Consider the following 21,668-nt stretch of genomic DNA (forward strand, 5'->3'; position numbering starts at 1 on the left):
GGCACTACCCGTCGTGATCCGTTATGGTGGCCAGGAGGTCATCAACACGGAGGTTGAGAGGATGTTGCTTTTCTTTGCACTGGCCGCTGCCATGGGCACGTCAGCAGAACCACCCAAAGCACCCGACTGCAGCTACGACCGCGCAGCGATGCTGGCGATGGAACCGGATGCGTTCGATCAGGACCTGGAAGGTGGCTGGCGAACGCTGGCCGACCGTGGCTGCCACCGTGAAGCCGCTGATCTGCTCGCCGCCTATGCTGTGCTGCCCAAGGCTGCGGGCAACACCATGATTCTGTGGCATGAAAGCCAGATGCGTGCGGAGGCGGGCCAGTACCCGGAGGCGGTGGCGCTGATGCAGCGCACCTACAAGCCCACCGCCACCGACCCCGGTTACTGGAACGCCTACGTGGACGGCACGATCGCCTTCCTGCAGCGTGATCGTGCGGCGCTGGAGAAAGCGCGAGCAAGGTTGATTGCGATTCCTGCGCCGGAGCAGATTGCCAAGGCGCTGAAGGATGGGCGTTATCATTTCACGACCGCCGGCGGGCAGAAGGTGGATGTGCCGTGGCCGCCCAACCTGGACGTGCTCGATGGCTTCCTGCGCTGCTTTGATCGCGATTACCACAATGCGATGGGCAACCAGGCCTGCCGGAATCCGGAGGGCGATTGAGCGACAGAGGGCGTGGTCGGGTCAGAGCCCTTCCTTCGGAAGGGATCCGACCCCGTCTCAGCCGATCACGCGCTTGAACGGCGGCAGCGCGTCGATGATGCGCTTGCCGTAGCGGCGGGTCAGCAGCCGCGAATCGAGGATGATCACGCGGCCGGTGTCGGTGGAGGTGCGGATCAGGCGGCCGGCGAACTGGGTCAGCGTGCGCAGCGCGTGCGGAATGGCGATCAGGTTGAACGCATTGAGCCCGCGGCCTTCGAACCATTCGCTGAGCGTGGCGGTCTGCGGGTCGGTCGGCACCGCGAACGGCACCTGGGTGATCACCACCGTGGTGCAGGCTTCGCCGGGCAGGTCGAGGCCTTCGCCGAACGAGTTCAGGCCGAACAGTACCGAGCCTTCGCCGGCAGCGACGCGGCGCAGGTGCTCTTCGATCAGGCGGGTCTTGGACATCTCGCCCTGCACCAGCACCTGCTTGCGCCGCGCGGCCGGCATCAGGCCGGCCACCTTTTCCATCTTCCAGCGTGAGGTGAACAGCACCATCGAGCCCTTGGCCCAGTCCAGCTCGGTGTCCAGGTAGCGCGCCACTTCGCGGGGATGGCCTTCGCGATCGTCGGGGGTGACCGGAAACTTCGGCACGATCAGCTCGGCCTGGTTGGGCAGGTCGAACGGCGACGACAGCGAGACCATCTCGGCCTCTTCGGGGATGCCGTTGTCGATCGCCAGCGACTGGAAATCGCCGCCGCCGGTCAGCGTCGCCGAGGTCATCACCACCGAATCTACTTCATCCCACAGCAGCTTGCGCAGCACGTGCGCGGCCGACACCGGCGAGCCGTGCAGCACCAGGTCGCCGTCGCGGGTGGCGGTGACCCAGCGCGCCATCGGCGGCGCACCGTCCTTGTCTTCGCGACGCCAGGCCTGCCACAGGTTGTACTGCTGCTCGATCATCTCCAGCGCCATGCCCAGGTTGCGCTGCAGGCGCTCGCGCGCGGCATCGTCCGGCTTGCCCTTGGCCACCTGCGCGGTAGCGGCATGCGCCCAGTTGTAGAGGCTGCGGGTATCGTCAGCCAACGCCTCGATCGGCTCGCGCCAGGCCTCGGGCAGGCGTCCATTGGCGGCGCGCCACATCGGTTCCTCATCGGCTGGCGCCGGCATCCACACGCGCTCGATGTGGTCACGGAACGCGCGCAGCTGCTTGGCCACGTTGCTGGCCACCTCGATCGCTTCGTTCGGCAGCAGGTTGCCGAGGCGATCCTTGTCGACCGCGCGGTAGGCGCCGGCGATCAGGATCTGCAGGCGACCGGTGCGCTTGGCCATCTCGTCCAGCGCCAGGCTGGCCGCGCCCTGGTCGATCGCCACGTTGCCGATGTGATGGCCTTCGTCCAGCACCAGCAGCATGTCCGACGGCGGTGCGATCAACGGCTGGCCATTGTCGCTGTCGCCGATCGACAGCGCCGACAGCAGCAGCGCGTGGTTGGTGACCACGATCTGCGCATCGCGCACGGTGTTGCGCGAACGCAGTACCGCGCACTGCGCCGAATACGCACAACGGCGCCCGGCGCAGCCCGAAGCCGGCGTGGTGATGCGGCTGCGCAGGCCGGGGCTGATGGTCTCCGGCGCATTGTCGATATCGCCGTCCCAGCTGCCGCCGGTAAAGGCATCGGTCAGGCGCTTGGCGATGTCCATCTCGATCGGCGCCAGCGGCCGGTCGAACAGTGGTGCATCCTCCTCGAACATGCCGCCCTGCGAGCCCTCGCCCTGTGCTTCGGCCGCGTTGCGCGTGCACAGGTAGCGGGTACGGCCCTTGGCCAGCGCCACGGTTGCTTCCAGGCCGGTGGCCTTGAGGAAATTCGGGATATCCCGCTCGACCAGCTGCGACTGCAGCGCCACGGTGCCGGTGCTGATCACCAGCTTCTTCCTGGTGGCCAGCGCAATCGGTACGCCCGCGGTGAGGTAACCCAGGCTCTTGCCGACGCCGGTCGGCGCCTCGACCACGCCAACGCCGCCGCTCTTCGACAGCGCGCGCGACACCACGCCGATCATCTGGCTCTGCGAGCGGCGGGTGGAGAAGCCGGGAGTATTGGCCTGCAGCGTCGTGTACGCCTTGCGGATCGCGTCCTTCAAGGTGTCATCGAGCGTGCGCGGAGCGGCGACGGTTTCGGTCACGCCGGGAATTACCGTGGCTGGATCGGGCCGGTCATTGTCGCATGGCCGGCCATGTCCGCCGCCGCTGGCTGCCTGAACGGGGCAGCGGCGACGCCCGGCTGCTGGATGAACACACCGTACGCTGCTGGCGACGGCCCTGGGCCGTCACCGGGGTGTCACTGCACCGCGTTGCCGCGCAGCCGCAGCAGGCGCACCAGCGCCCACACCAGCAGCACCACGCCGATGGCCTCGACCATCGCCAGCGCGAAGTGCAGCACGCCGAAGATGGCGCTCATGCCCGAGATGGCGCTGAAGTTGCCACTGCTGACCAGCCACATCGGCAGGAGGCCCGCGGCCAGGCCGCCCAGGCTGGACAACAGCAACAGCAGCAGGCCGACCAGCGCGCCGGTGCGGGTGGCATCGCGCGGCGCACCGACCACCCAGACCAGGCCGACGCACAGCGCGATCAGCACCGGCAGGCGCACACCGACCATGCTCAGCACGGTCACCATCAGGGTCGTGCCGTCCATCGATCAGTCCTCGCCGGCCAACACAGCCGGGCCCTGGCGCAGCGCCTGGTAGACCTCGTCGGTCTGCGGGCGTACGCCGTGCCACTGCAGGAAGCTCTCGGCAGCCTGCTCGACCAGCATGCCCAAGCCGTCGACGGTGTTACGGCACTGCGCCGCACGGGCCCAGGCCAGGAAGGCGATGGCGGCCTCGCCGTAGTTCAGGTCGACGGCAGTGGTCATCGAATTGACCAGCGACAGCGGCAGCTTGAACTCGACGTCGCGGTCGCGGCCGGCCGAGGTGGCATTGACGATCAGTTCGAAGTCGCCCAGCTCGCGCAGGTCTTCCCAGTAGCGGCTGATCGCGCGGCCCGGCTCGCCCATCGCGTCGATCAGTTCATCGGCGCGCTCCGGTGTGCGGTTCACCACCACCAGTTCGGTGATGCCGGCATCCAGCAGCGCCGGGGCGACGCTGCGCGCCGAGCCACCGGCGCCGATCATCAGCACGCGGCGGCCACGCAGGTCCAGGCCGTGGCGGTCGGTCAGGTCGCGCACCAGGCCGATGCCATCGGTGGTGTCGCCGTGCCAGCGGTCGCCCTTGCGCAGCAGCGTGTTGACCGAGCCGGCGCGGCGCGCCCGTGCGGTCAGCGTGGTGCATGCCGAGAACGCGGCTTCCTTGTGTGGCAGGGTGACGTTGGCGCCGACACCGCCCTCGGCAGCGAAGGCCTCCAGGCCGGCCAGGAACGCCTCCGGGGCCAGGTCGATCGCGCGATAGTCGATGGCGATGCCTTCCTGGCGACCGAACGTCGCATGGATCTGCGGCGACTTCGAATGGGCGACGGGGTGTCCGAAGACGGCGTAACGGTCGGTCATGGAATCCTCAAGCTGGCTAGACTGATGCTCTGTTCGTGCATGGAACCGGATGATGCGCATCACCCCGCCCCTGCTGGTGCTTGCCGCCAGTCTACTCTCTGCCCCCGTGGCGATGGCGTTGAACGAGTACGGCATCGAAGGCATGGGCGTGGTCTCGACCCGCGCCGACGAGGGCCGCGCCGCGATCAGCGCCGATGGCCAGCGCATCGTGTTCGCCCGCCGCGGCGAAGCCGGCTGGAGCCTGTGGGAGGCACGCGTGGTCGACGGTCGTTGGCAGCAGGCACAGGCACTGCCGGTCGGCGTGGCCGGTGAAGCCCGCGATCCCTACTTCAGCCGTGACGGCCGCTGGCTGCTGTTCGCGGCCGGTCGCGAGGGCGCGCTGGCGCTGTACCGCGCTGCGCTGGCCTCCGATGGCCGGCTGGGCCCGGCGCAGCCGCTGGCCGGTGACGGCGGGCGCCGGGAAGAGCGCGGACCGGCCCTGAGCGCGGATGGCAAGCAGCTGTTGTTTGCCCGCCAGCAGGGCCATGGCGCCGGCTGGGACCTGTTCGTGGCGACGCTGGATGCGCAGGGCGTGCGTGGCCCGGCCACCGCACTGAGCGCGCTGAACAGCGCCGACGACGAGACCGACGGCGACTGGCTGGGCCATGACGGCGCCGTGGTGTTCAGCCGCGGCCACGGCAGTACCGCGCAGGTCTGGAGCAGCGGCTGTGCGTGGAGCGGTGTGGCGCTGCAGCCGCTGGGACTATCGTTCAACCAGGCCGGCGGCTGGACCGGCGCGCCGGTGATCGACAACGCCAGGCCCGGCGAGATGATGGTGGCCAGCAGCGCGGCAAAGGCGCCGCGCGCCGGTGGCGTGGACGTGTACCGGTTGGCGGTGCCGAAGGTGGCGGCGGTGGCCGGGTGCGTGCGGTAGATCCACGCCATGCGTGGATGGCGCCCGCGAAGGGGTCAGAGCCCTTTCCTGCGGAAAGGGATCCGACCCCGGGGATTGCCCGTCAGCGCGACAGCACCTTGGCGCGCAACTGCTCGTACTCCATCTCGCTCAGCTGGCCGTTGTCCTTGCGCTGGTTCAACGCAGCCAGCTCGGCCTGCACGCTGTCCGGCAGGGCCTGCTCACGGGCCACGTGGCGAGCGGCGGAAAGCTGCTCCGGCGGGCGCTTGCCCGCCCGCCAGGCAGCGATGAAGACACCGACGATGATGGCACCGAACACCAGGACACCGGTACCCCAGATCAGCCATTGCATCCATCCCAGTTCGGGTCCCATCGCGCAGTCCTCCGTCTATCGTGGCGCTATTGTCAGCGCTCGCGCAGCCATCGCGCCACCTGCGGCGCGAAATAGGTCAGCACGCCATCGGCACCGGCCCGCTTGAAGCCCAGCAGCGACTCCAGCACGCAGGCGCGCTCGTCCAGCCAGCCGTTGGCGAAGGCGGCCTTCATCATCGCGTACTCGCCACTGACCTGGTAGGCGAAGGTCGGCACGCCGAACGTGTCCTTCACCCGGCGCACCAGGTCCAGGTACGGCATGCCCGGCTTGACCATCACCATGTCGGCGCCCTCTTCCAGGTCCAGCGCGATCTCGCGCAGAGCCTCGTCGCCGTTGGCCGGGTCCATCTGGTAGGTCTTCTTGTCGGCCTTGCCGAGGCTGGCCGCGCTGCCCACCGCATCACGGAACGGGCCGTAGAACGCCGAGGCGTACTTGGCCGAGTAGGCCATGATGCGCACGTTGATGTGGTTGTCGGCATCCAGCGCACGGCGGATCGCGCCGATGCGGCCGTCCATCATGTCCGACGGCGAGACGATGTCCACACCGGCCTCGGCGTGCGACACCGACTGCTTGACCAGCGCTTCGACCGTGATGTCGTTCAGCACATAGCCCTTGTCGTCGATGATGCCGTCCTGGCCGTGGGTGGTGTACGGGTCCAGCGCCACGTCGGTCATCACGCCCAGTTCCGGGAAGCGCGACTTCAGCGCGCGGATCGCACGCTGCGCCAGGCCGTCCTCGGCCCACGCCGCCGACGCGTCCAGCGACTTCAGCGACGGGTCGATCACCGGGAACAGGTCGATCACCGGAATGCCCAGTTCCAGCGCTTCTTCGGCCACCTTCAGCAGCTCTTCGATCGACAGCCGCTCCACGCCCGGCATCGACGGCACTGCGGTGCGGCCCGCCAGTTCGTGCACGAACACCGGGTAGATCAGGTCGTCGGTGGTCAGCGTGTTCTCGCGCATCAGGCGGCGCGAGAACTCGTCGTGGCGCATGCGGCGCGGGCGGTAAAGCGGATGGGACATGGCAGGCTCCGAGGAGTGGCTATTGCAACAGGTAACCCTGCGGCAGCAGGGGTTCGGGCAAGGGGCGTTCGCCGAGCGCGTCGAGCTGGTCGATCTCGATCGTGCGCACCAGCGCGTCCAGCGGCAGGTCGTTCGGCTCCAGGCCGAACGGGTCTTCCATTTCTTCGCCCAGCTGGTCCAGGCCGAAGAAGGCATAGGCCAGCACCGCCGACAGCACCGGCGTGCCCCAGCCCAGCGAACTGGCCAGGCCGAACGGCAGCAGCACGCAGAACATCCACGCGCAGCGATGCAGCAGTAGGGTGTAGGCGAACGGCAGCGGCGTGGTGAGGATGCGCTCGCAGCCGGCCTGGATCGACGACATCGCGTGCAGGCGCTCCTCCAGCTGGGTGTAGAGAATCGGATCGAGCTCGCCGGCGCGCAGCGCCTGGGCCAGCTCGGCAGCGATCATCGACAGCAATGCATCCGGCACGTTCTCGCGCTGGCCCAGCTGCTCGCGTTGCGGATTGTCCAGCCATGGCAAGGCGGCCAGGGCCACGATGCGTCCACGCAGGCGCGCGGCCAGCGCATGGGCGAACGCGGTGGTGAGGTACGCGATGCGGCGACGGCGGCCGCCGTCATCGGCCAGCAGCAGGTGCACCTGGCGGGCCAGCGAACGTGATTCGTAGACCAGCTGGCCCCACAGCTTGCGGCCTTCCCACCAGCGGTCATAGCAGGCGCTGTTGCGGAAGCTGAGGAAGATCGACAGGACCAGGCCGAGCAGGGTGAACGGCGTGACCGACACGCGTTCGATGCCGGTCGGCGGGGCCAGTTCCACCACGGCCGCCACGGCAATGGACAGGATCAGGATGGCCAGCACCTTCGGCGCGATCGCTTTGACGATCGAGCCGCGCAGGATGTACAGCAGTTGCCAGCCGTGGGGACGGGGTCGGATGATCATCGGGCAGCCGCGCCAGGCGCGGAATCACAGGCACGCGGGGGGCTCGCGCAGCCGCTCATTGTACGCCCCTGCCCGGCCACCGGCCGTGCGCCTGCGACGCCCTGTCGCACCCGGCGCCGGGATTCAGATCACGCCGCCGCCCAGGCCCAGGCGCAGGATGCCGACCACCACCACGATGCCGTTCAGCACCAGCCCGGCCCAGGCCCGACCGCGCTTGGTCGGGTGGGTAAACAGGATGCCCAGCGCGGCGATCACCGCGCCGACGGCGGCGAACGGGATCAGGAACCAGTTGCCCCAGCCAAGCAGCGGAATCAGCGCCAGGATCATCCACAACAGCGCCAGTACGCCCCACAAAAGACTGATCACGCCCATTCCGCTCTCCCGCAGTTGGTTCCTGTCTGTCCACCATAGTCGTTCACGCGGTCGCCGCCTACTGCCGTTGGCGGGGCTGTCACCCGACGCGTGCTAGCGTGCTGCCGTGGGTGCCCGGGCCCGGGTGTTGGCGCCGATTCAGAGTGGCCCACCGAAGATCGCAACCAGTCCTACAGGGGTCGTGCCATGAACATCCGTTGGGCCGCGCTGGCGGCCATCCTGCTGGTCGCCGCCGGTTGTGCCAGCACCTCCAAGGTCATGCTGGGGCGCGCCCGCGCGCCGATCGATCCGGCACTGGTGCAGATCTATTCCACGCCACCGGCCGGCTCGCAGGAAATCGCGCAGCTGGAATCGGCATCTGCCGTGGGCTTCGGCACGCAGGGCCAGACCGATGCCGCGGTGGCACGCCTGAAGCGTGAAGCGGCGGCACTGGGCGCCAATGGCGTGGTGCTGATGGGCGTGGGCAGCAGCGGCTCGCCGGTCGGCATGTCGGTGGGTGCCGGCACCTTTGGCTCGCATGTGGGGGGTGGCGTCGGCATCGGTATTCCGACCACGCAGAAGCGCGCCGCCGGCGTGGCGATCTGGGTACCCAATCCGGAACCGCCGGCACGGTTGCCGACCCAGGTGATCACGCCGCAACCGCAGCGGTGACGCGGCAGCCTCACCGCGGGTAGTGCCGGCCGCTGGCCGGCAACCTCAGGAATCCTCTCTACGCCAGGGGAATGCCGGCCAGCGGCCGGCACTACCGGAGGGGTTCAGCGCTTGTACTTCGGCACGAACACCTTGTTCACCGCATCGGCCAGCTGGTCCGGCGGCAGCAGGCCCTGGTCGAGCAGGAAGTTGTTGAACGCCAGGCGGTCGAACTTCGCGCCCAGTGCCAGCTCGGTCTGCATGCGCAGTTCCAGGATACGGGTGTAGCCATAGAAGTAGCTGCCCGCCTGGCCCGGCATGCGCACCATGTAGCGGTCCAGTTCCTGGGTGGCCATCGCCTTGGACAGGCCGACCTGCTCCATCAGCACGCGCTCGCCGTTGGCGCGGTCGGTCAGGCCGAGATTGAGCATCGGGTCAAGCATTGCGCGTGCGGCCCGCAGCAGGCGGAACTGCAGGGCGATCATCTGCCCGTCCAGCGGCTCGTACGGCACCATCTCGGCCTCGGCATACAGCGCCCAGCCTTCAACGTTCACCGAATTGAACGCGAACATGGTGCGCGCCAGCGAGACACCACGCTCGACCATCGCGGTGAACTGCAGCTCGTGGCCGGGGCGGCCTTCATGCGCGCTCAGCGTCCACGCCGCCGCACCGAAGTTGAAATCGTCGTATTGTGCGCCCGGGCCCGCCGCCGGGTTGCCCAGCGGCAGCACGAAGGTGCCCTGCTGCCCGGTGTTGTTGACCAGCGGCGCCGGCAGGAAATGCGGGGCCGGGCTGGCCGCGCTCTCGGCGGCCGAACCCAGGCGCATCTGCATGGCGCGCTTGGGTACATCGACGATGGCATGCTCGCGGATCAGCGGATCGATCGCATCGATCACCTTGCGGTAGTGGCCTTCCAGCTGGTCGTCGGCGATCTTGTCGGCCTTCAGCGCGCGGATCACCGCCACCGGGTCGCTCGGATCGGCCACCTTCAGGCCCTTGTCCTTCACCACCAGCGGCGCCAGCTGCTGCATCGCCGAGCGGGTTTCCATGAACTCCAGCTGCGCGCGCTGCATCAGCAGCTTCGGGTCGATATCGATGCCGACCTGCTTGAGCTGGTAGGCGTACAGCGGCGCCGGCAGGCGCGCGTCGGTGCGTGCCTTTGGCAGCACGGTCGTGCGCGTCCAGCTGGCGTAATCCTTCATCTGCCCGGCCAGGGCCTTCATTGCCTCATCGGCGCCGGCGATCTGGTACTTCTTCAGCAGCGACTCGATGCCGGTGATGTACGTCTCGACGTTGTCCAGCGATTGCTGCACTTCGATCTTCGTCGGCTGCAGCAGGCTGCCGTCCTTCAAGCGCTCTTCGTAACGCTGGCGGGCCAGCGTGGTGAACGCGGTGCCACCCGGCTGCAGCCCGGCGTAGGCCTTGAGGCGGTCGATCGCCTTGGCCCGGCGCTCGGCCGGCACCTGGTCGGACAGCAGCAGGTTGAGGCCGCTGAAGATGGTCTGCGGCGCGTCACTCCATGGCAGCAGGTACTTCTCGTTGAGCTCACTGCCTTCGATGTTCTGGTTGGCGGCGTGGATCATGATCTCCAGGTCCTGTCGGACGTTGGGATCCTGCTCGGTGGCCAGCTTCGCCTTCAGTTCGTCGCGCGCCTTGGCCATCGCCGCGCGGTAGCGCTTGCCGTTGTCCGCACCGAGGTCGGCCACCTTGTCGTCATAGCCGGGCACGCCGAAGAAGCCGGTTTCTTCCGGCTGGAACGGGCCCTGCGCATCGAGCAGGATCTGCGCCAATGCGTTGCTGCGGGCCACCCAGGCCGGGCTGGCCGGAGTAGCGGCCTTGGTGGCGGGTGCCGCCAGCGCCGGCGGTGCGGACATCAGCGGGGCGGCAGTCAGGGCCAGGGCAACGGCCAACGCGATCGGCTTCATGGTGCACTCCAGGACAGGGTTGCCCGCACCCTACGCGCTCAGCGCTGTGGCGACAATCGGCCGGAGGTCACAACGCCGCGGCCAGCGGGCATTCGCCGCGTTCGCGGCAGGCCTGCAGCTCGCATTCCTGCGCGGCCTCATCATCATCCAGCGCGGTCAGGTCGAACGTCTGCTTGTTCTCGCCCAGCACATACATCACCGGATAGTCCCAGACGTCGTCGCTGCGGGTGCCCTTCACGAAAAGCCGGCCGTGCGCGCGCGGGCCTTCCAGGGCCACGGTCAGGCCGACGTCGCGCTGGCCATTGATCGCGGTCTGCATGCTGCCCAGCGGCATCGATTCGGCACGCAGCGGCTCGCCGAAGGCTTCCACCAGTTCGATGCTGCATCCGGCGCGGCGCATCGCCTCGCGCATCGGCGGGCTCTCGCGTGCCGCCTCGCTCCAGCGCAGCACGCTCCAGGCCACCACGCCACCGGCACCGGCCAACACCAGCAGCACGGCCAGCGGCATCGCCCAGCGCCAGTGACGGGACCACCAGCCGGCAGGCTTCGGGCCATGGGTGGGAATCGGCGGCGGCAGTGTCATCGGCGGGCTCCTTCCCGTTTGTGCATCAGGGCTTCAGGCAGCGTCCCAGGAAGGCTTCGGCCACACGGTAGCGATGCAGGGCATCGGCGCCGGACAGGCCATGCTTGGCACCCGGATAGGTCATCAGCTCGAACGGCTGCCCGCGCTTCTGCAGCGCGCTCATCAGGCTGGTCGAGTTGGTGAACAGCACGTTGTCATCGGCCATGCCGTGGATCAGCAGCAACGGCGAACGCAGGCCGTCGATATGGGTCAGCACGCGCGCTTCGCGGTACCCCGCTTCGTTGCGCGCCGGCAGGTCCATGTAGCGTTCGGTGTAGTGGCTGTCATACAGGCCCCAATCGGTGACCGGTGCGCCGGCCACGCCACAGGCGTACTGGTTCGATGCCTTGGCCAGCAGCATCAGGGTCATGTAACCGCCGTTGGACCAGCCCTGCACGCCGATGCGCGCCGGGTCCACCCACGGCTGCTGCTTCAGCCAGGCCACGCCGCGCAGCTGGTCGGTCACTTCCACCGTGCCCTGCTTCCCGTACAGCGCACCACCGAAGTCGCGGCCGCGGCGCGGGGTGCCGCGGTTGTCCAGCGAGAACACCACGTAGCCCTGCTGGGCCAGGTACTGGTTGAACAGATGGTCGCCACGGCCGGGCCAGCTGTCAGTGACGGTCTGGCTGGCCGGGCCGCCGTAGACGTACACCGCCACCGGGTAGCGCTTGGACGGATCGAAGCCGGCCGGCTTGATCAGGCTGTAGTTCAACGGGGTCTTGCCGTCGGCAGCCATCAACGTGCCGAACTCGACCGGGCGCTGCGCATCGCGGTAGCGCGCATACGGGTGCTTGGGATCGGCCAGGTCGTTCTCGACCAGCGTGGCGATCTTCTCGCCGTTGGCGCGGAACAGTTCGATCTGCGGCGGCGTGGTGCTGTTGGACCAGCTGTCCACGTAGACGCTGGCATTGCGGGCGAAGCTGGCGCTGTGCATGCCCGGCGCCTTCGACAGGCGCTGCGGCTCACCGCCCTGCAGCGACACCGCGTAGATCTGGCTTTCGCGCGAGGTCTCGATGCCAGCACGGAAGTAGGCCTTGCCGGCCTTCTCATCGACCGCCAGCAGTTCGTCCACCGGCCAGTTGCCATGGGTAAGCGCAGTGGCCTTGCCCTTGCTGTCGATGCGGTACAGGTGCTGGAAGCCGGTGCGCTCGGACGACCACAGCACGCTGCCATCTTCAAGGAAGCGCAGGCTGCTGTGCAGCGGCACCCAGGTCGGGCTGGTCTCGTGTACGAGCACGCGCTGGCGGTTGGAGTCGAGCGCCACTTCGACCAGGTCCAGCTGCTTCTGGTCACGCGACTGGCGCTGGAAACTCAGGTGCTGCGCATCGCGCCAATCGACGCGGGCCAGGTAGATGTCCTGTTCCTTGCCCAGGTCGATCCAGCGCGGCTGCGCATCGGCGGCCGGTGCGATCACGCCCAGCTGCACGCGAACGTTGGCGTCGCCGGCGGCCGGGTAACGCTGTTCGATCACATCGGTGCGGTCGGCGTAGACCTCGTAGCGCTTCTGCACCGGCACCGGCGCCTCGTCGATGCGGGCGAAGGCGATGGCCGAATCATCCGGCGCCCACCAGTAACCGGTATGGCGATCCATTTCCTCGTCGGCGACGAACTCGGCCACGCCGTTGCCGATGGTGGTGCTGCCGTCGCGGGTCAGCTGCAGCTGCTTGCCACTGGCCAGATCGATCACCCACAGGTTGCGGCCGCGGATGAAGCTGACGAAACCGCCCTTGGGCGACAGCTTGGCGTCGGTGGCGAAGCCTTCACCGTGGGTCAGCTGGCGCACGGCCGCCTGGCCCTGCTGCTTGAGGTCGTACAGGTAGAGTTCGCCGCCCAACGGGAACAGCAGTCGTTGCGCGTCCGGCGACCACTGGTAATCGACGATGCCGGTCATCGCGGCGATGCGCTGGCGCTCGCGTCGGGCCTTTTCCTCATCGCTGAGGGTCTCGGTGCCGGGCAGCACCACCTTGGAATCAACCAGCAGGCGGGTCTGGCCGCTGCCGATGTCGTAGGTCCACAGGTCCAGCTGGTTGCGGTCGCTGTCCTTGCCGCGCAGGAAGCTGACCTGCGAACCGTCCGGCGCCACCTTGGGCTTCATCAGGGTCGGGCCGGACAGCGGCAGCGGGCCGGTGATGGCTTCCAGGGTCAGCTTTTCGGCGTGGGCGGCGGTACTGGTGGCGAGCATGAGGGCGAGCGAAGCGAACAGATGGCGCATGGAGGATCCCGGCAAACGGCAGGTCCGCCTCCACGCGGGGCGCGGGACGGTCGTCCCTCATCCTAACCAAGCCCGTGCGGGAAGGCAGCATGACCTTCTGCCCATAAGCGGTGCGGACGAGTGCCGACCAACGGTCGGCACCCACCTTCAGATGCCGGGGTCAGCGCTGGCCGAACAGGTGCTTGCGTTCTTCGTCGCTGAGCGGCTTGCCGGCGTTCGGGTTCACCTGCTGGCGCAGCGCATAGGCGCGCTGGGTGGCCGGGCGCGCGGCGATGGCCTCGTGCCAGCGCTTGAGGTTGGGGAACGCGGCGAAGTCCACCGGCAGCGTGTCGTAGGCGCCGACCCACGGGTAGCTGGCCATGTCGGCGATGGTGTACGCGTCGCCGGCCAGGAAGGCGTGCTGGGCCAGGCGCTTGTCCATCACCCCGTGCAGGCGGCGCACTTCGTTGTCATAGCGCTCGATCGCATACGGGATCTTTTCCGGAGCATACACATTGAAATGCCCCATCTGGCCGCTCATCGGGCCCAGGCCCGCCATCTGCCAGAACAGCCATTCCAGTGTGGTGACGCGGCCGCGCGGATCGCTGGGCAGGAAGCGGCCGGTCTTCTCGGCCAGGTACAGCAGGATCGCACCGGACTCGAACACGCTCTGCGGGGCGCCGCCGTCGGCCGGGGCGTGGTCGACGATGGCCGGCATCTTGTTGTTGGGCGAAATGGCGAGGAATTCCGGCTTGAACTGGTCACCCGAGCCGATGTTGACCGGGTGGATGCGGTATTCCAGGCCGGTTTCCTCCAACAGCAGGGTCACTTTATGGCCGTTCGGGGTGGGCCAGTAATACAGGTCGATCATGGCGTCGGCTCGGGGTGTGGAAAGGAACCTGAAGTCTAGTGCGTGAGTTGGGTTGGCACCGTCATGGCGGGCCGGTAACCTCGCCTCTCCCCCGAAACGCAGCATCCCCCGCATGAGTGCAAACCGCCCGCCGCTCTCCCCGTTGTCCACGCTGATCTTCGCCTCGCGCTGGCTGCAGCTGCCGCTGTACCTGGGCCTGATCGTGGCGCAGTGCGTCTACGTGTTCCTGTTCGGCAAGGAACTGTGGCACCTGATCTCGCATTCGGTGTCGATGGGCGAGCAGCAGATCATGCTGATCGTGCTGGGCCTGATCGACGTGGTGATGATCTCCAACCTGCTGGTGATGGTGATCGTCGGCGGCTACGAGACCTTCGTCTCGCGCCTGCGCCTGGAAGGCCACCCGGACCAGCCGGAATGGCTGAGCCACGTCAACGCCAGCGTGCTGAAGGTGAAGCTGGCGATGGCGATCATCGGCATCTCCTCGATCCACCTGCTGAAGACCTTCATCGCCAGTGGCGCACTGACTGGCATCCCGCTGTGCACGCCGGAGCAGATGAGCGTGGCCGCCGCCAACATCGGTGTCGCCCGCTGCTCGATGCTGACTCAGGAAGGCGTGCTGTGGCAGACCATCATCCACTGCGTGTTCATCCTGTCGGCGATCGGCATCGCCTGGACCGACAAGCTGATGTCCAACGGCCACAGCAAGTCGCACGACAAGGCGCACGACCACTGAGGTCGGCGCCAGCAACGGCACGGCCGCCGTTGCCCATCCCGGCCACTGCTCTTGTACGCGGCGGCGGCCGGGATGCTAGATTGCACCCTCGCCGTTGCCGGCGGTGGCGTCGGGAAACGTCACCCTGCCGCGCCCGGACCGCAGGTCCCGGCCATGCATATCAATGATTTACGTCACGTCGTCTTCTAGAGGGGAGCAGGATGTCGCACGTCTCAACGATCACCGCCGCGCGCCGGTGGCTGCCGGTTGCCCTGGCACTGGCACTGGCTGCCTGCTCGGGCAAGGAGGAAACTGCCGCACCGGCCCCGGCCGCCGCACCCACCGCCGCTGCACCGGCCGCACCGGTGGTTGCCGCCAAGGTGCAGTCGATGGGCACCGAGCAGCTGCGTGAGTCGGCCAGCCAGGCCCTGCGCGAGAACCGCATGTACGCGCCGGCCGGCGACAACGCCATCGAGTACTACCTCGCCCTGCGCGACAAGACGCCGGACGACGCCTCGGTGAAGAGCGCGCTGACCGACCTGCTGCCCTACACCCTGATTGCCGCCGAACAGCACCTGGGCCGCGAGGACTACACCGAAGCGCAGCGCCTGGTGGCACTGATCGAGAAGGTGGACGCCTCTGCGCCGGCGTTGCCGCGCCTGAAGGACGGCCTGGCCAAGGGCGTGCAGAACGCGGCCAAGCGCACCGAGGCCGAAGCCGAGAAGGCGAAGAAGGACGCCGAGGACCGCAGCAAGCAGCAGACCGAACAGCAGCGCCTGGCCGAGCAGCGTGCCAAGGAAGCCGACGCAGCCAAGCAGATCGCTGCCCAACAGGACGCTGCCCGCCGGGACAACGAGCGCCAGGAAGCCGAGCGCCAGGCTGCGGCCCGCCGCGAAGCCGAGCAGAAGCAGCAGCAGGCTGCCGCCCAGCAGGCCAGCGCCGCACGCCAGGCTGCAGCTCCGGCGGCCGCTGCGGCGCCCAACCTGCGCCCGGTCAGCACACCGGCGCCGCGCTATCCGTCCGAGGCGCTGCGTGCAGGCACCTCCGGCGAGGTGCTGGTGGAGATCACCGTCGGCACCGACGGTTCGGTGACCAACGCCCGTGTGCTGCGCGCAACACCGTCGCGCGTCTTCGATCGCGAGGCCATGAACGCGGTCAAGCGCTGGCGCTTCGAGCCGGTCAGCGCACCGGTCACCACCCGCCGCACCCTGGTGTTCGCCCCGGGCGGCAGCTGACCACGAAAAGGGGACGGAGGGGATTAAGTCGTTTCCGCCCCGCAATGACCACACGGCCCGGCATGTCCGGGCCGTGTTCGTTTCAGGAGAGGCTGTCGATCAGGCGTTGCAGTGCCGGATCACGCGCGGCCAACACCTGGAACAGGCCCAGCGCATGCAGGCCCGGCAGCAGCGCACGCAGGTCGGCTTCGGCGGTGGCGCGGGTGGCGTCATCGCTGGCGGGGTCCTGCCAGTCACGGACGCTGGCGAGGAAGGCGCCGACGCTGCCCTTGCGCACGGTGAGGCCGTTCACCTGCACCTCGTTCTGATGGTCGGGAAGGATGTCGTGTGGCTGCATGGGTGATGCTCCTGTGGGATCGGGAGCCCAGTGTGCCGCCCAGCCAGCGGCACTTCTGCCGTATAACTGCCAATGGATATGGCAGATCAGACATCACCCGCGTTGATTGACCCCGCTTTGGCGAACGCCGAAGACGGTCCCCTCATCCTGGCCTCGCAGCTGCGGGTGCCGGGACGGCGCCGCACCGCACGCCACCAGCACGTGCGCGGCCAAGTGCTGGGTGCCCACCACGGCCTGCTGCGGATCGAGGCCGGCGATCTGCACTGGTTGCTGCCGGCGGGGCACGTTGCCTGGATACCGCCCTTGCTGCCCCACGCCCTGGTAGGGGCAGAGGCATTCGATGGCTGGAGCCTGTACTTCAACGCCGAAGCCTGTCTGGAGCTGCCCGCCGTGCCGCGCATTTTCCAGCCGAACGTGCTGTTGCAGGCGGCGATGATGCGCGCACTGAGTTGGCCACATCAGGCGCTGGACGCCGCGCAGGCACGCCTGGCCGGCGTGATCACCGATGAGATCGCCGCCAGCACGCCTTTGCCGCTTGCCTTGCCACAACCGCAGGATCGACGGTTGCGGCGGATCGCGGCGGCGCTGGCACGGTCGCCGGACGACCTTCGCAGCGTCGAAGCGTGGGCAGCCGCCAACGGACTGTCCGGCCGCAGCCTCGCCCGCCGGTGGCAGGCCGAAACAGGCATGACCCTGGGCCATTGGCGGCAGCGCCTGCGCGTGCTGCTGTCGCTGCCACGCCTGCTGGCCGGCGAGCCGGTGATCAGCGTTGCGCTGTCGATGGGCTACGACACCCCGAGCGCGTTCATCACCGTGTTCAAGCGCGAGATGGGGGTGACGCCTGCGCGGTACGCAAAAGACGCAAAAGGGGACGGAGGGGATTAAGTCGCTTCTGACTCATCCGACGCGGCTTCGCGGCGTTGCCTGATGTCCGGCTTCGCGGCCGCAATGACAGGCTGAAACCCCGTCCAGTCTCCAGATCCCATGCCCCGACAAGCACGCCTGATGCTGGCAGGCCAGGCCTATCACGTGATCCAGCGCGGCGTGAACAAGGGCGCGATCTTCATCGACGACGTCGACCGCCAACTGTTCCTGCATCTGTTGCACAGCGCATTCCTCAAGCACCACGTCGCACTGCATGCCTATGTCCTGATGGGCAACCACATCCATCTGCTCGCCACGCCGTCCACACAGCAGGGACTGGCGGGCGCAATGCGCATGCAGGGCAACAACTACGTGCAGGCGTTCAACCAGCGGCACGGACGCAGTGGGCCGCTGTGGCAGGGTCGCTTCCATTCCTCGATGATCGACAGCGATGCCTATCTTCTCAGCGTATACCGCTACATCGAACGCAATCCGGTTCGTGCCGGAATTGCGGTCAGCGCCGAAGATCATCCGTGGTCCAGCGTGCACGGCAACCTTCAACGACGCGATGATCCGATGCTGACACCGCATCCTGCGTTCAAAGCACTGGCAGCGACCGCTCGGAAAAGGGCGTCGTTGTATGCCGAGTTCCTGCGCGACGTGAATGCATCCGCCGACGTACCTGCGATCCGCAACCACAGTGCCAGGCAAAGCCCAATGGGGGACGCTGCATTCCTGCGGATGGTGGAACAGACGCTGGGACGCCCCGTGGTGATGCGCAGACGAGGGCGCCCGCGCAAGCAGGGGACGGGAGAGGCAGAAACGACTTAATCCCCTCCGTCCCCTTTTTGGTCAGCCAGAGATCGCCAGACGTTCGTTGTGATAGCGGCGCACGGCGGCGAACCACAGCACGGCGGCCAGGCCGAGGCTGGCGCCGAGGTAGATCGCCCAGATCGCCGGGGTGATGATCTCGTGGCGGATCACTTTCAGAAGCATCTGGTTCTGCGACAGGAACGGCACGGCGTACTGCCACAGCTCGCTCTTCAGCGGATAGGCCACCAGTGCGTAGCCGGGCAGCATCGGCAGCAGCATCAGCCAGGTCATGTGGCTCTGCGCTTCCTTCATGCTCTTGGCCGCGGCCGACAGGAAGGTCAGCAGCGAGGTGCCGATCAGCAGCATCGGCAACATCACCAGCAGCATCTGCAGCATCGAGCCGACGTTCATGTTGAACTGGCGGCCGATGTTGCCAGGTGCGATCTGCGCGCTCACCTTGAACGCGACCAGGGTCAGCAGCAGCGACACGAAACCGACCACGCAGGCGGCGGCGATCTTGCCGCTGACGATCGCGCTGCGCGAACCCGGCGTGGCCAGCAGGGGTTCCAGCGACTGCCGCTCGCGCTCGCCGGCGGTGGCGTCCATCACCAGGTAGGCGCCACCGATGAACGAGGTCAGCGTCAGCAGTACCGGCAGCAGCATCGACAGGATCATGCCGCGCTTGGCCTCGGCACTGGCCAGGTCCTGGCGCGCCACGTCCAGCGGGCGTGCCACCTGTGCGTCGATGCCGCGTGCCATCAGGCGCAGTGCACCGACCTGGCCGTTGTAGGTGGCCAGCGCCGCTTCCAGGCGTGCACTGGGTACTTCGGCCGCGCGACGCGTGCTGTCCTTGATCACCTCCACCAGCGCCGGCTTGCCCTCGGCCCAGTCCTTGCCGAAGTCATCGCTGATGCGCAGCGCCACATCGATGTCCTGGGTGCGGATGGCCTCGGCCAGGTCCTTCGGTGCCGGTGCGGCATTGAGGCCCTGTGCGGCGAGGAAGCGCACCAGGTTCGGCGCGTTCCCGGCGCCGATGGTCGGGATCTGCAACGGCTCTTCGATCTGGGTGCGTACCCGGCTCTCGGCCAGCTTGCCCATGCCCAGCAGCAGTACCGGGTACAGCAGCGGCCCGAACAGCAGGGTCAGCAGCAGCGTGCGGCGGTCACGCGACAGGTCGCGCAGTTCCTTGCGCATCACCGTCATCAGGGTCGACATCATGCTCATGCGTGCAGGCCCTCTTCGCTGCCGATCAGTTTCACGAACGCGTCCTCAAGATTGGCTTCGCCGGCCTGCGCACGCAGCTCGTCGGCGCTGCCGGCAGCCATCACCGTGCCCTTGGCGATGATCACGATGTGGTCACACAACGCGCCCACCTCCTGCATGATGTGGCTGGACAGGATCACGCAGCGCCCCTCTTCGCGCAGGCCCAGCAGGAAGCGGCGCAGCGCGCGCGTGGTCATCACATCCAGGCCGTTGGTCGGTTCGTCGAGGATGACGTTGCGCGGGTCGTGCACCAGCGCGCGGGCAATCGCGGTCTTGGTGCGCTGGCCCTGCGAGAAACCATCGGTCTGCCGGTCGAGGATGTCCCCCATGTCCAGCGCGTGCGACAGCACCTCGATGCGTTCGCGGATGCGCTCGGCAGACAGGCCATGCAGTTCGCCGAAGTAGGCGATGTTCTCGCGCGCGGTCAGGCGCTTGTAGACGCCACGCGCATCGGGCAGCACGCCCAGGTGGCGGCGCACCTCCACCGGATTGAGGGCGGCATCGATGCCATCGACACTGATGCTGCCCTGGTCGGGCGTCATCAGTGTGTACAGCATGCGCATGGTGGTGGTCTTGCCGGCACCATTGGGGCCGAGCAGGCCGGTGATCTGCCCATCCCCGGCGCGGAAGCCGACGTTGGCGACCGCCTGGATGCGGCCCGTGCGGGTATCGAAGGCCTTGTGCAGGTTGTCGGCGACGATCATGGTTCCCATCCGTTGAACGAGGTGAACGCCGGCACGTAGCTCAGCGTGTCCAGGCAGCCGGCATCCAGCGCCTTGGCATCGGTCTTGTCGATGAACTGTCCGAGCAGCCGCGGCATGCAGCCGGCGGTCAACGTGCCATGGCCCTGGCCACGGGCGACCAGCGCACGGCCGTTGGGCAGGCCCTTGAGCACCTGTGCGGCGTAGCGCGGCGGCGTCACCGGGTCCAGCTCACCGGACAGCAGCAGTGCCGGCACGTCGCTGCGCAGCGGCACGGCATCGGTTGCCGGCGCCGGACGGTGCGGCCACACCGGGCAGGCCGCGAAGAACGCGCTGGCGACCTCGTTGCCGAACAGGCGTTCGGGATCTTCGGCCGGCGCGTGGTAGCGCGGCGCATCCTCGCTGCAGATCACCGACCATTGCATGCCGCGGTTGATCTGGAAATCCATGCTGCGGTTCGCGCCGCGCGCCAGCGATGCCAACGGGGCATAGCGCCCCTGTGCGGCTTCATCCAGCACCAGTGGCAGCAGCGAGGAATACTGCGGCACGTAGGAGAAGGCGAAGGCAAGGCCGACCACGCTGTCCGGCGTCAGGACATCCTGCCGGGGTGCGTTGGTACCCGGGTCGCGATACTCGACCGAGACCGGTGCACGGCGCAGGGAGTCGACCACGCTGCGCAGCTGCGCGCGGGTATCGGTCGGGAAACGCTTGCTGCACGTGGCATCCTTGCGGCACTGCGCCGACTGCAGGGCGATCGCATCCTCGAAGGTGGTTGCGAAGTCGCCACCGACCACCAGCTCGTTCGGTACCACGCCATCGATGACGATGCTGCGGGTGTGCTGCGGGTAGGCCCCGGCATAGCGCTGGGCCACGCGGGTACCGTAGGAGCCGCCAACCAGGTTGAGCTGGTCCACACCGAGCGCCGCACGCACCGCATCCAGATCGGCGATCGCCTCGGTGGTGGTGTAGAAGCGCGCATCGGCACGCCCCTGCAGCGATGCGGCGCAGCGCTGGGCGTAGTCGCGCAACGCTGCCTCGGAAGGCGCGGCATCCTCGTCCACCTGCAGCGGCTTGCCGTCCGCGCCCAGGCAGCTGAGCGGGTTGGAGCCGCCGGTGCCGCGCTGGTCGATCAGGAACACGTCGCGCTGTTTGCGCACCTGGCGCAGTGCAGTGTCGACGATGACCGCCACCTCGCTGGCCGCCTGGCCGGGGCCGCCGGCCAGGAAGAACACCGGGTCCGGCTGGCTGGCGCCGCTGCTGCCCGATTCCAGCCAGGCGATACGCAGGCCGATCCGGCGACCGCCGGGCTGGGCCCGGTCCTCCGGCACCTGCAGGGTGGCGCACTGCGCCTCCACGTTGGCGCTGGCGCCTTCGGTAGACAGCGTGCAGGGCTGGAAGTCGATCGTGCCGAAGCGGCGGCTGGGTGCATCGCTGGCGCTTCCGGCGTCGGCCGGCGGCGGCTGGCTGCACCCGGCAAGCATCAGGCTGGCCAGCATCCCGGCCAGCGCGAGGTGGTGTCTTTGCATCGTGCTCGTTTCCCCTGGAGGACGTTCCTGTCGACCACGACGGGCTGCCGCGGAAGATGTGACCCAACTTACACGGGCAGCGCGCCGACGGCGATGGGCAATGACGAATCCGCCGCCAACGGCGCGCAGACCAGGCGGTCCCGCCCCTCGGCCTCGGCCGGCACAGGGCGGCATCGGCGGCGGACCGCAGCGCC

22 protein-coding genes are annotated in these 21,668 nt (G+C 68.1%); 7 read left to right on the forward strand and 15 right to left on the reverse strand.

The window, feature by feature from the left end:
• Positions 1-61 precede the first annotated feature (61 nt).
• Complete coding sequence (locus ACSDHM_RS18055; RefSeq protein WP_058979311.1) at positions 62-670, forward strand: hypothetical protein; 609 nt, start codon at positions 62-64, stop codon at positions 668-670.
• 57 nt (positions 671-727) lie between these two features.
• Here ACSDHM_RS18055 and dinG read toward each other — a convergent pair whose 3' ends face one another.
• From dinG to aroE, 3 genes are all read right to left on the reverse strand, one after another.
• Positions 728-2,830: an ATP-dependent DNA helicase DinG gene (gene dinG, locus ACSDHM_RS18060; protein ID WP_353080473.1), complete on the reverse strand. Its 2,103-nt coding sequence runs from the start codon at positions 2,828-2,830 to the stop codon at positions 728-730.
• Between the two features lie 155 nt (positions 2,831-2,985).
• On the reverse strand, positions 2,986-3,339 hold the full coding sequence (locus tag ACSDHM_RS18065; RefSeq protein ID WP_049439388.1) for a hypothetical protein: 354 nt from the start codon (positions 3,337-3,339) through the stop codon (positions 2,986-2,988).
• A gap of 3 nt (positions 3,340-3,342) precedes the next feature.
• Positions 3,343-4,188, reverse strand: coding sequence for a shikimate dehydrogenase (gene aroE / locus ACSDHM_RS18070; protein WP_088497020.1), 846 nt, complete (start codon positions 4,186-4,188; stop codon positions 3,343-3,345).
• A 49-nt stretch (positions 4,189-4,237) separates the two neighbouring features.
• Between aroE and ACSDHM_RS18075 the strand changes: the two genes are divergently transcribed.
• Positions 4,238-5,101, forward strand: a complete 864-nt coding sequence (locus ACSDHM_RS18075; RefSeq protein WP_111008345.1) for a TolB family protein — start codon at positions 4,238-4,240, stop codon at positions 5,099-5,101.
• 82 nt (positions 5,102-5,183) lie between these two features.
• On the opposite strand, the gene ACSDHM_RS18080 is transcribed toward ACSDHM_RS18075, so the two are convergent.
• The 4 genes from ACSDHM_RS18080 to ACSDHM_RS18095 form a co-directional block, all read right to left on the reverse strand.
• Complete coding sequence (locus ACSDHM_RS18080) at positions 5,184-5,453, reverse strand: hypothetical protein (RefSeq protein ID WP_005420179.1); 270 nt, start codon at positions 5,451-5,453, stop codon at positions 5,184-5,186.
• A gap of 32 nt (positions 5,454-5,485) precedes the next feature.
• Positions 5,486-6,475 carry a porphobilinogen synthase gene (hemB, locus tag ACSDHM_RS18085; protein ID WP_005420181.1) on the reverse strand — a complete coding sequence of 330 codons (990 nt, stop codon included), beginning with the start codon at positions 6,473-6,475 and terminating at the stop codon, positions 5,486-5,488.
• A 19-nt stretch (positions 6,476-6,494) separates the two neighbouring features.
• Positions 6,495-7,412, reverse strand: a complete 918-nt coding sequence (locus ACSDHM_RS18090) for a bestrophin family protein (protein ID WP_252744798.1) — start codon at positions 7,410-7,412, stop codon at positions 6,495-6,497.
• Between the two features lie 123 nt (positions 7,413-7,535).
• Positions 7,536-7,784, reverse strand: coding sequence for a hypothetical protein (locus ACSDHM_RS18095; RefSeq protein ID WP_005420185.1), 249 nt, complete (start codon positions 7,782-7,784; stop codon positions 7,536-7,538).
• 186 nt (positions 7,785-7,970) lie between these two features.
• Here ACSDHM_RS18095 and ACSDHM_RS18100 point away from each other — a divergent pair, with 186 nt between their 5' ends.
• A complete protein-coding gene (locus tag ACSDHM_RS18100; RefSeq protein WP_049439393.1) occupies positions 7,971-8,435 on the forward strand; it encodes a hypothetical protein in 465 nt (154 codons plus the stop codon).
• A 104-nt stretch (positions 8,436-8,539) separates the two neighbouring features.
• On the opposite strand, the gene ACSDHM_RS18105 is transcribed toward ACSDHM_RS18100, so the two are convergent.
• The 4 genes from ACSDHM_RS18105 to ACSDHM_RS18120 all read right to left on the reverse strand — a co-directional run bounded on the left by ACSDHM_RS18105 (position 8,540) and on the right by ACSDHM_RS18120 (position 14,023).
• Positions 8,540-10,339, reverse strand: a complete 1,800-nt coding sequence (locus ACSDHM_RS18105) for a DUF885 domain-containing protein (protein WP_088497018.1) — start codon at positions 10,337-10,339, stop codon at positions 8,540-8,542.
• Between the two features lie 67 nt (positions 10,340-10,406).
• Complete coding sequence (locus ACSDHM_RS18110) at positions 10,407-10,922, reverse strand: cytochrome c oxidase assembly factor Coa1 family protein (RefSeq protein ID WP_049414402.1); 516 nt, start codon at positions 10,920-10,922, stop codon at positions 10,407-10,409.
• 25 nt (positions 10,923-10,947) lie between these two features.
• Positions 10,948-13,173: a S9 family peptidase gene (locus ACSDHM_RS18115; protein WP_439426473.1), complete on the reverse strand. Its 2,226-nt coding sequence runs from the start codon at positions 13,171-13,173 to the stop codon at positions 10,948-10,950.
• Between the two features lie 160 nt (positions 13,174-13,333).
• The gene (locus tag ACSDHM_RS18120; protein WP_061479000.1) at positions 13,334-14,023 is read right to left on the reverse strand and encodes a glutathione binding-like protein; all 690 of its coding nucleotides are present in this window, start codon (positions 14,021-14,023) and stop codon (positions 13,334-13,336) included.
• A gap of 112 nt (positions 14,024-14,135) precedes the next feature.
• Here ACSDHM_RS18120 and ACSDHM_RS18125 point away from each other — a divergent pair, with 112 nt between their 5' ends.
• Both ACSDHM_RS18125 and ACSDHM_RS18130 read left to right on the forward strand, forming a co-directional pair.
• Complete coding sequence (locus tag ACSDHM_RS18125) at positions 14,136-14,756, forward strand: TIGR00645 family protein (protein ID WP_334271629.1); 621 nt, start codon at positions 14,136-14,138, stop codon at positions 14,754-14,756.
• A gap of 200 nt (positions 14,757-14,956) precedes the next feature.
• Positions 14,957-15,970: an energy transducer TonB gene (locus tag ACSDHM_RS18130; protein WP_061478999.1), complete on the forward strand. Its 1,014-nt coding sequence runs from the start codon at positions 14,957-14,959 to the stop codon at positions 15,968-15,970.
• Positions 15,971-16,052: 82 nt separating this feature from the next.
• Here the strand turns inward: ACSDHM_RS18130 and ACSDHM_RS18135 are convergent, their stop codons facing one another.
• Complete coding sequence (locus tag ACSDHM_RS18135) at positions 16,053-16,307, reverse strand: hypothetical protein (RefSeq protein WP_061478998.1); 255 nt, start codon at positions 16,305-16,307, stop codon at positions 16,053-16,055.
• 78 nt (positions 16,308-16,385) lie between these two features.
• Between ACSDHM_RS18135 and ACSDHM_RS18140 the strand changes: the two genes are divergently transcribed.
• The gene (locus ACSDHM_RS18140) at positions 16,386-17,192 is read left to right on the forward strand and encodes an AraC family transcriptional regulator (protein ID WP_072168032.1); all 807 of its coding nucleotides are present in this window, start codon (positions 16,386-16,388) and stop codon (positions 17,190-17,192) included.
• A 99-nt stretch (positions 17,193-17,291) separates the two neighbouring features.
• On the forward strand, positions 17,292-18,002 hold the full coding sequence (locus tag ACSDHM_RS18145) for a transposase (RefSeq protein ID WP_072168033.1): 711 nt from the start codon (positions 17,292-17,294) through the stop codon (positions 18,000-18,002).
• A 21-nt stretch (positions 18,003-18,023) separates the two neighbouring features.
• Here ACSDHM_RS18145 and ACSDHM_RS18150 read toward each other — a convergent pair whose 3' ends face one another.
• Genes ACSDHM_RS18150 through ACSDHM_RS18160 form a run of 3 tightly spaced genes read right to left on the reverse strand, consistent with a single transcriptional unit; the run spans position 18,024 to position 21,474 of the window.
• A complete protein-coding gene (locus ACSDHM_RS18150) occupies positions 18,024-19,208 on the reverse strand; it encodes an ABC transporter permease (protein WP_188241445.1) in 1,185 nt (394 codons plus the stop codon).
• On the reverse strand, positions 19,205-19,951 hold the full coding sequence (locus ACSDHM_RS18155; RefSeq protein WP_151355173.1) for an ABC transporter ATP-binding protein: 747 nt from the start codon (positions 19,949-19,951) through the stop codon (positions 19,205-19,207). The genes ACSDHM_RS18150 and ACSDHM_RS18155 overlap by 4 nt, the downstream gene beginning before the upstream one ends.
• Positions 19,948-21,474, reverse strand: coding sequence for an alpha/beta hydrolase (locus ACSDHM_RS18160; protein WP_227837084.1), 1,527 nt, complete (start codon positions 21,472-21,474; stop codon positions 19,948-19,950). The genes ACSDHM_RS18155 and ACSDHM_RS18160 overlap by 4 nt, the downstream gene beginning before the upstream one ends.
• Positions 21,475-21,668: the final 194 nt, after the last annotated feature.

Origin of the sequence: Stenotrophomonas sp. T8, from assembly GCF_051853085.1 — a bacterium.
In the GTDB taxonomy this organism is placed as follows: domain Bacteria; phylum Pseudomonadota; class Gammaproteobacteria; order Xanthomonadales; family Xanthomonadaceae; genus Stenotrophomonas; species Stenotrophomonas sepilia.

Excerpts from the sequence above, each read along its gene's own strand:
- ACSDHM_RS18055 (WP_058979311.1), top strand. The coding sequence starts at position 62 with ATGTTGCTTTTCTTTGCACTGGCCGCTGCCATGGGCACGTCAGCAGAA.
- ACSDHM_RS18065 (WP_049439388.1), bottom strand. The coding sequence starts at position 3,339 with ATGGACGGCACGACCCTGATGGTGACCGTGCTGAGCATGGTCGGTGTG.
- aroE (WP_088497020.1), bottom strand. The coding sequence starts at position 4,188 with ATGACCGACCGTTACGCCGTCTTCGGACACCCCGTCGCCCATTCGAAG.
- ACSDHM_RS18075 (WP_111008345.1), top strand. The coding sequence starts at position 4,238 with ATGATGCGCATCACCCCGCCCCTGCTGGTGCTTGCCGCCAGTCTACTC.
- ACSDHM_RS18080 (WP_005420179.1), bottom strand. The coding sequence starts at position 5,453 with ATGGGACCCGAACTGGGATGGATGCAATGGCTGATCTGGGGTACCGGT.
- hemB (WP_005420181.1), bottom strand. The coding sequence starts at position 6,475 with ATGTCCCATCCGCTTTACCGCCCGCGCCGCATGCGCCACGACGAGTTC.
- ACSDHM_RS18090 (WP_252744798.1), bottom strand. The coding sequence starts at position 7,412 with ATGATCATCCGACCCCGTCCCCACGGCTGGCAACTGCTGTACATCCTG.
- ACSDHM_RS18095 (WP_005420185.1), bottom strand. The coding sequence starts at position 7,784 with ATGGGCGTGATCAGTCTTTTGTGGGGCGTACTGGCGCTGTTGTGGATG.
- ACSDHM_RS18100 (WP_049439393.1), top strand. The coding sequence starts at position 7,971 with ATGAACATCCGTTGGGCCGCGCTGGCGGCCATCCTGCTGGTCGCCGCC.
- ACSDHM_RS18105 (WP_088497018.1), bottom strand. The coding sequence starts at position 10,339 with ATGAAGCCGATCGCGTTGGCCGTTGCCCTGGCCCTGACTGCCGCCCCG.
- ACSDHM_RS18110 (WP_049414402.1), bottom strand. The coding sequence starts at position 10,922 with ATGACACTGCCGCCGCCGATTCCCACCCATGGCCCGAAGCCTGCCGGC.
- ACSDHM_RS18115 (WP_439426473.1), bottom strand. The coding sequence starts at position 13,173 with ATGCGCCATCTGTTCGCTTCGCTCGCCCTCATGCTCGCCACCAGTACC.
- ACSDHM_RS18120 (WP_061479000.1), bottom strand. The coding sequence starts at position 14,023 with ATGATCGACCTGTATTACTGGCCCACCCCGAACGGCCATAAAGTGACC.
- ACSDHM_RS18125 (WP_334271629.1), top strand. The coding sequence starts at position 14,136 with ATGAGTGCAAACCGCCCGCCGCTCTCCCCGTTGTCCACGCTGATCTTC.
- ACSDHM_RS18130 (WP_061478999.1), top strand. The coding sequence starts at position 14,957 with ATGTCGCACGTCTCAACGATCACCGCCGCGCGCCGGTGGCTGCCGGTT.
- ACSDHM_RS18135 (WP_061478998.1), bottom strand. The coding sequence starts at position 16,307 with ATGCAGCCACACGACATCCTTCCCGACCATCAGAACGAGGTGCAGGTG.
- ACSDHM_RS18140 (WP_072168032.1), top strand. The coding sequence starts at position 16,386 with ATGGCAGATCAGACATCACCCGCGTTGATTGACCCCGCTTTGGCGAAC.
- ACSDHM_RS18145 (WP_072168033.1), top strand. The coding sequence starts at position 17,292 with ATGCCCCGACAAGCACGCCTGATGCTGGCAGGCCAGGCCTATCACGTG.
- ACSDHM_RS18150 (WP_188241445.1), bottom strand. The coding sequence starts at position 19,208 with ATGAGCATGATGTCGACCCTGATGACGGTGATGCGCAAGGAACTGCGC.
- ACSDHM_RS18155 (WP_151355173.1), bottom strand. The coding sequence starts at position 19,951 with ATGATCGTCGCCGACAACCTGCACAAGGCCTTCGATACCCGCACGGGC.
- ACSDHM_RS18160 (WP_227837084.1), bottom strand. The coding sequence starts at position 21,474 with ATGCAAAGACACCACCTCGCGCTGGCCGGGATGCTGGCCAGCCTGATG.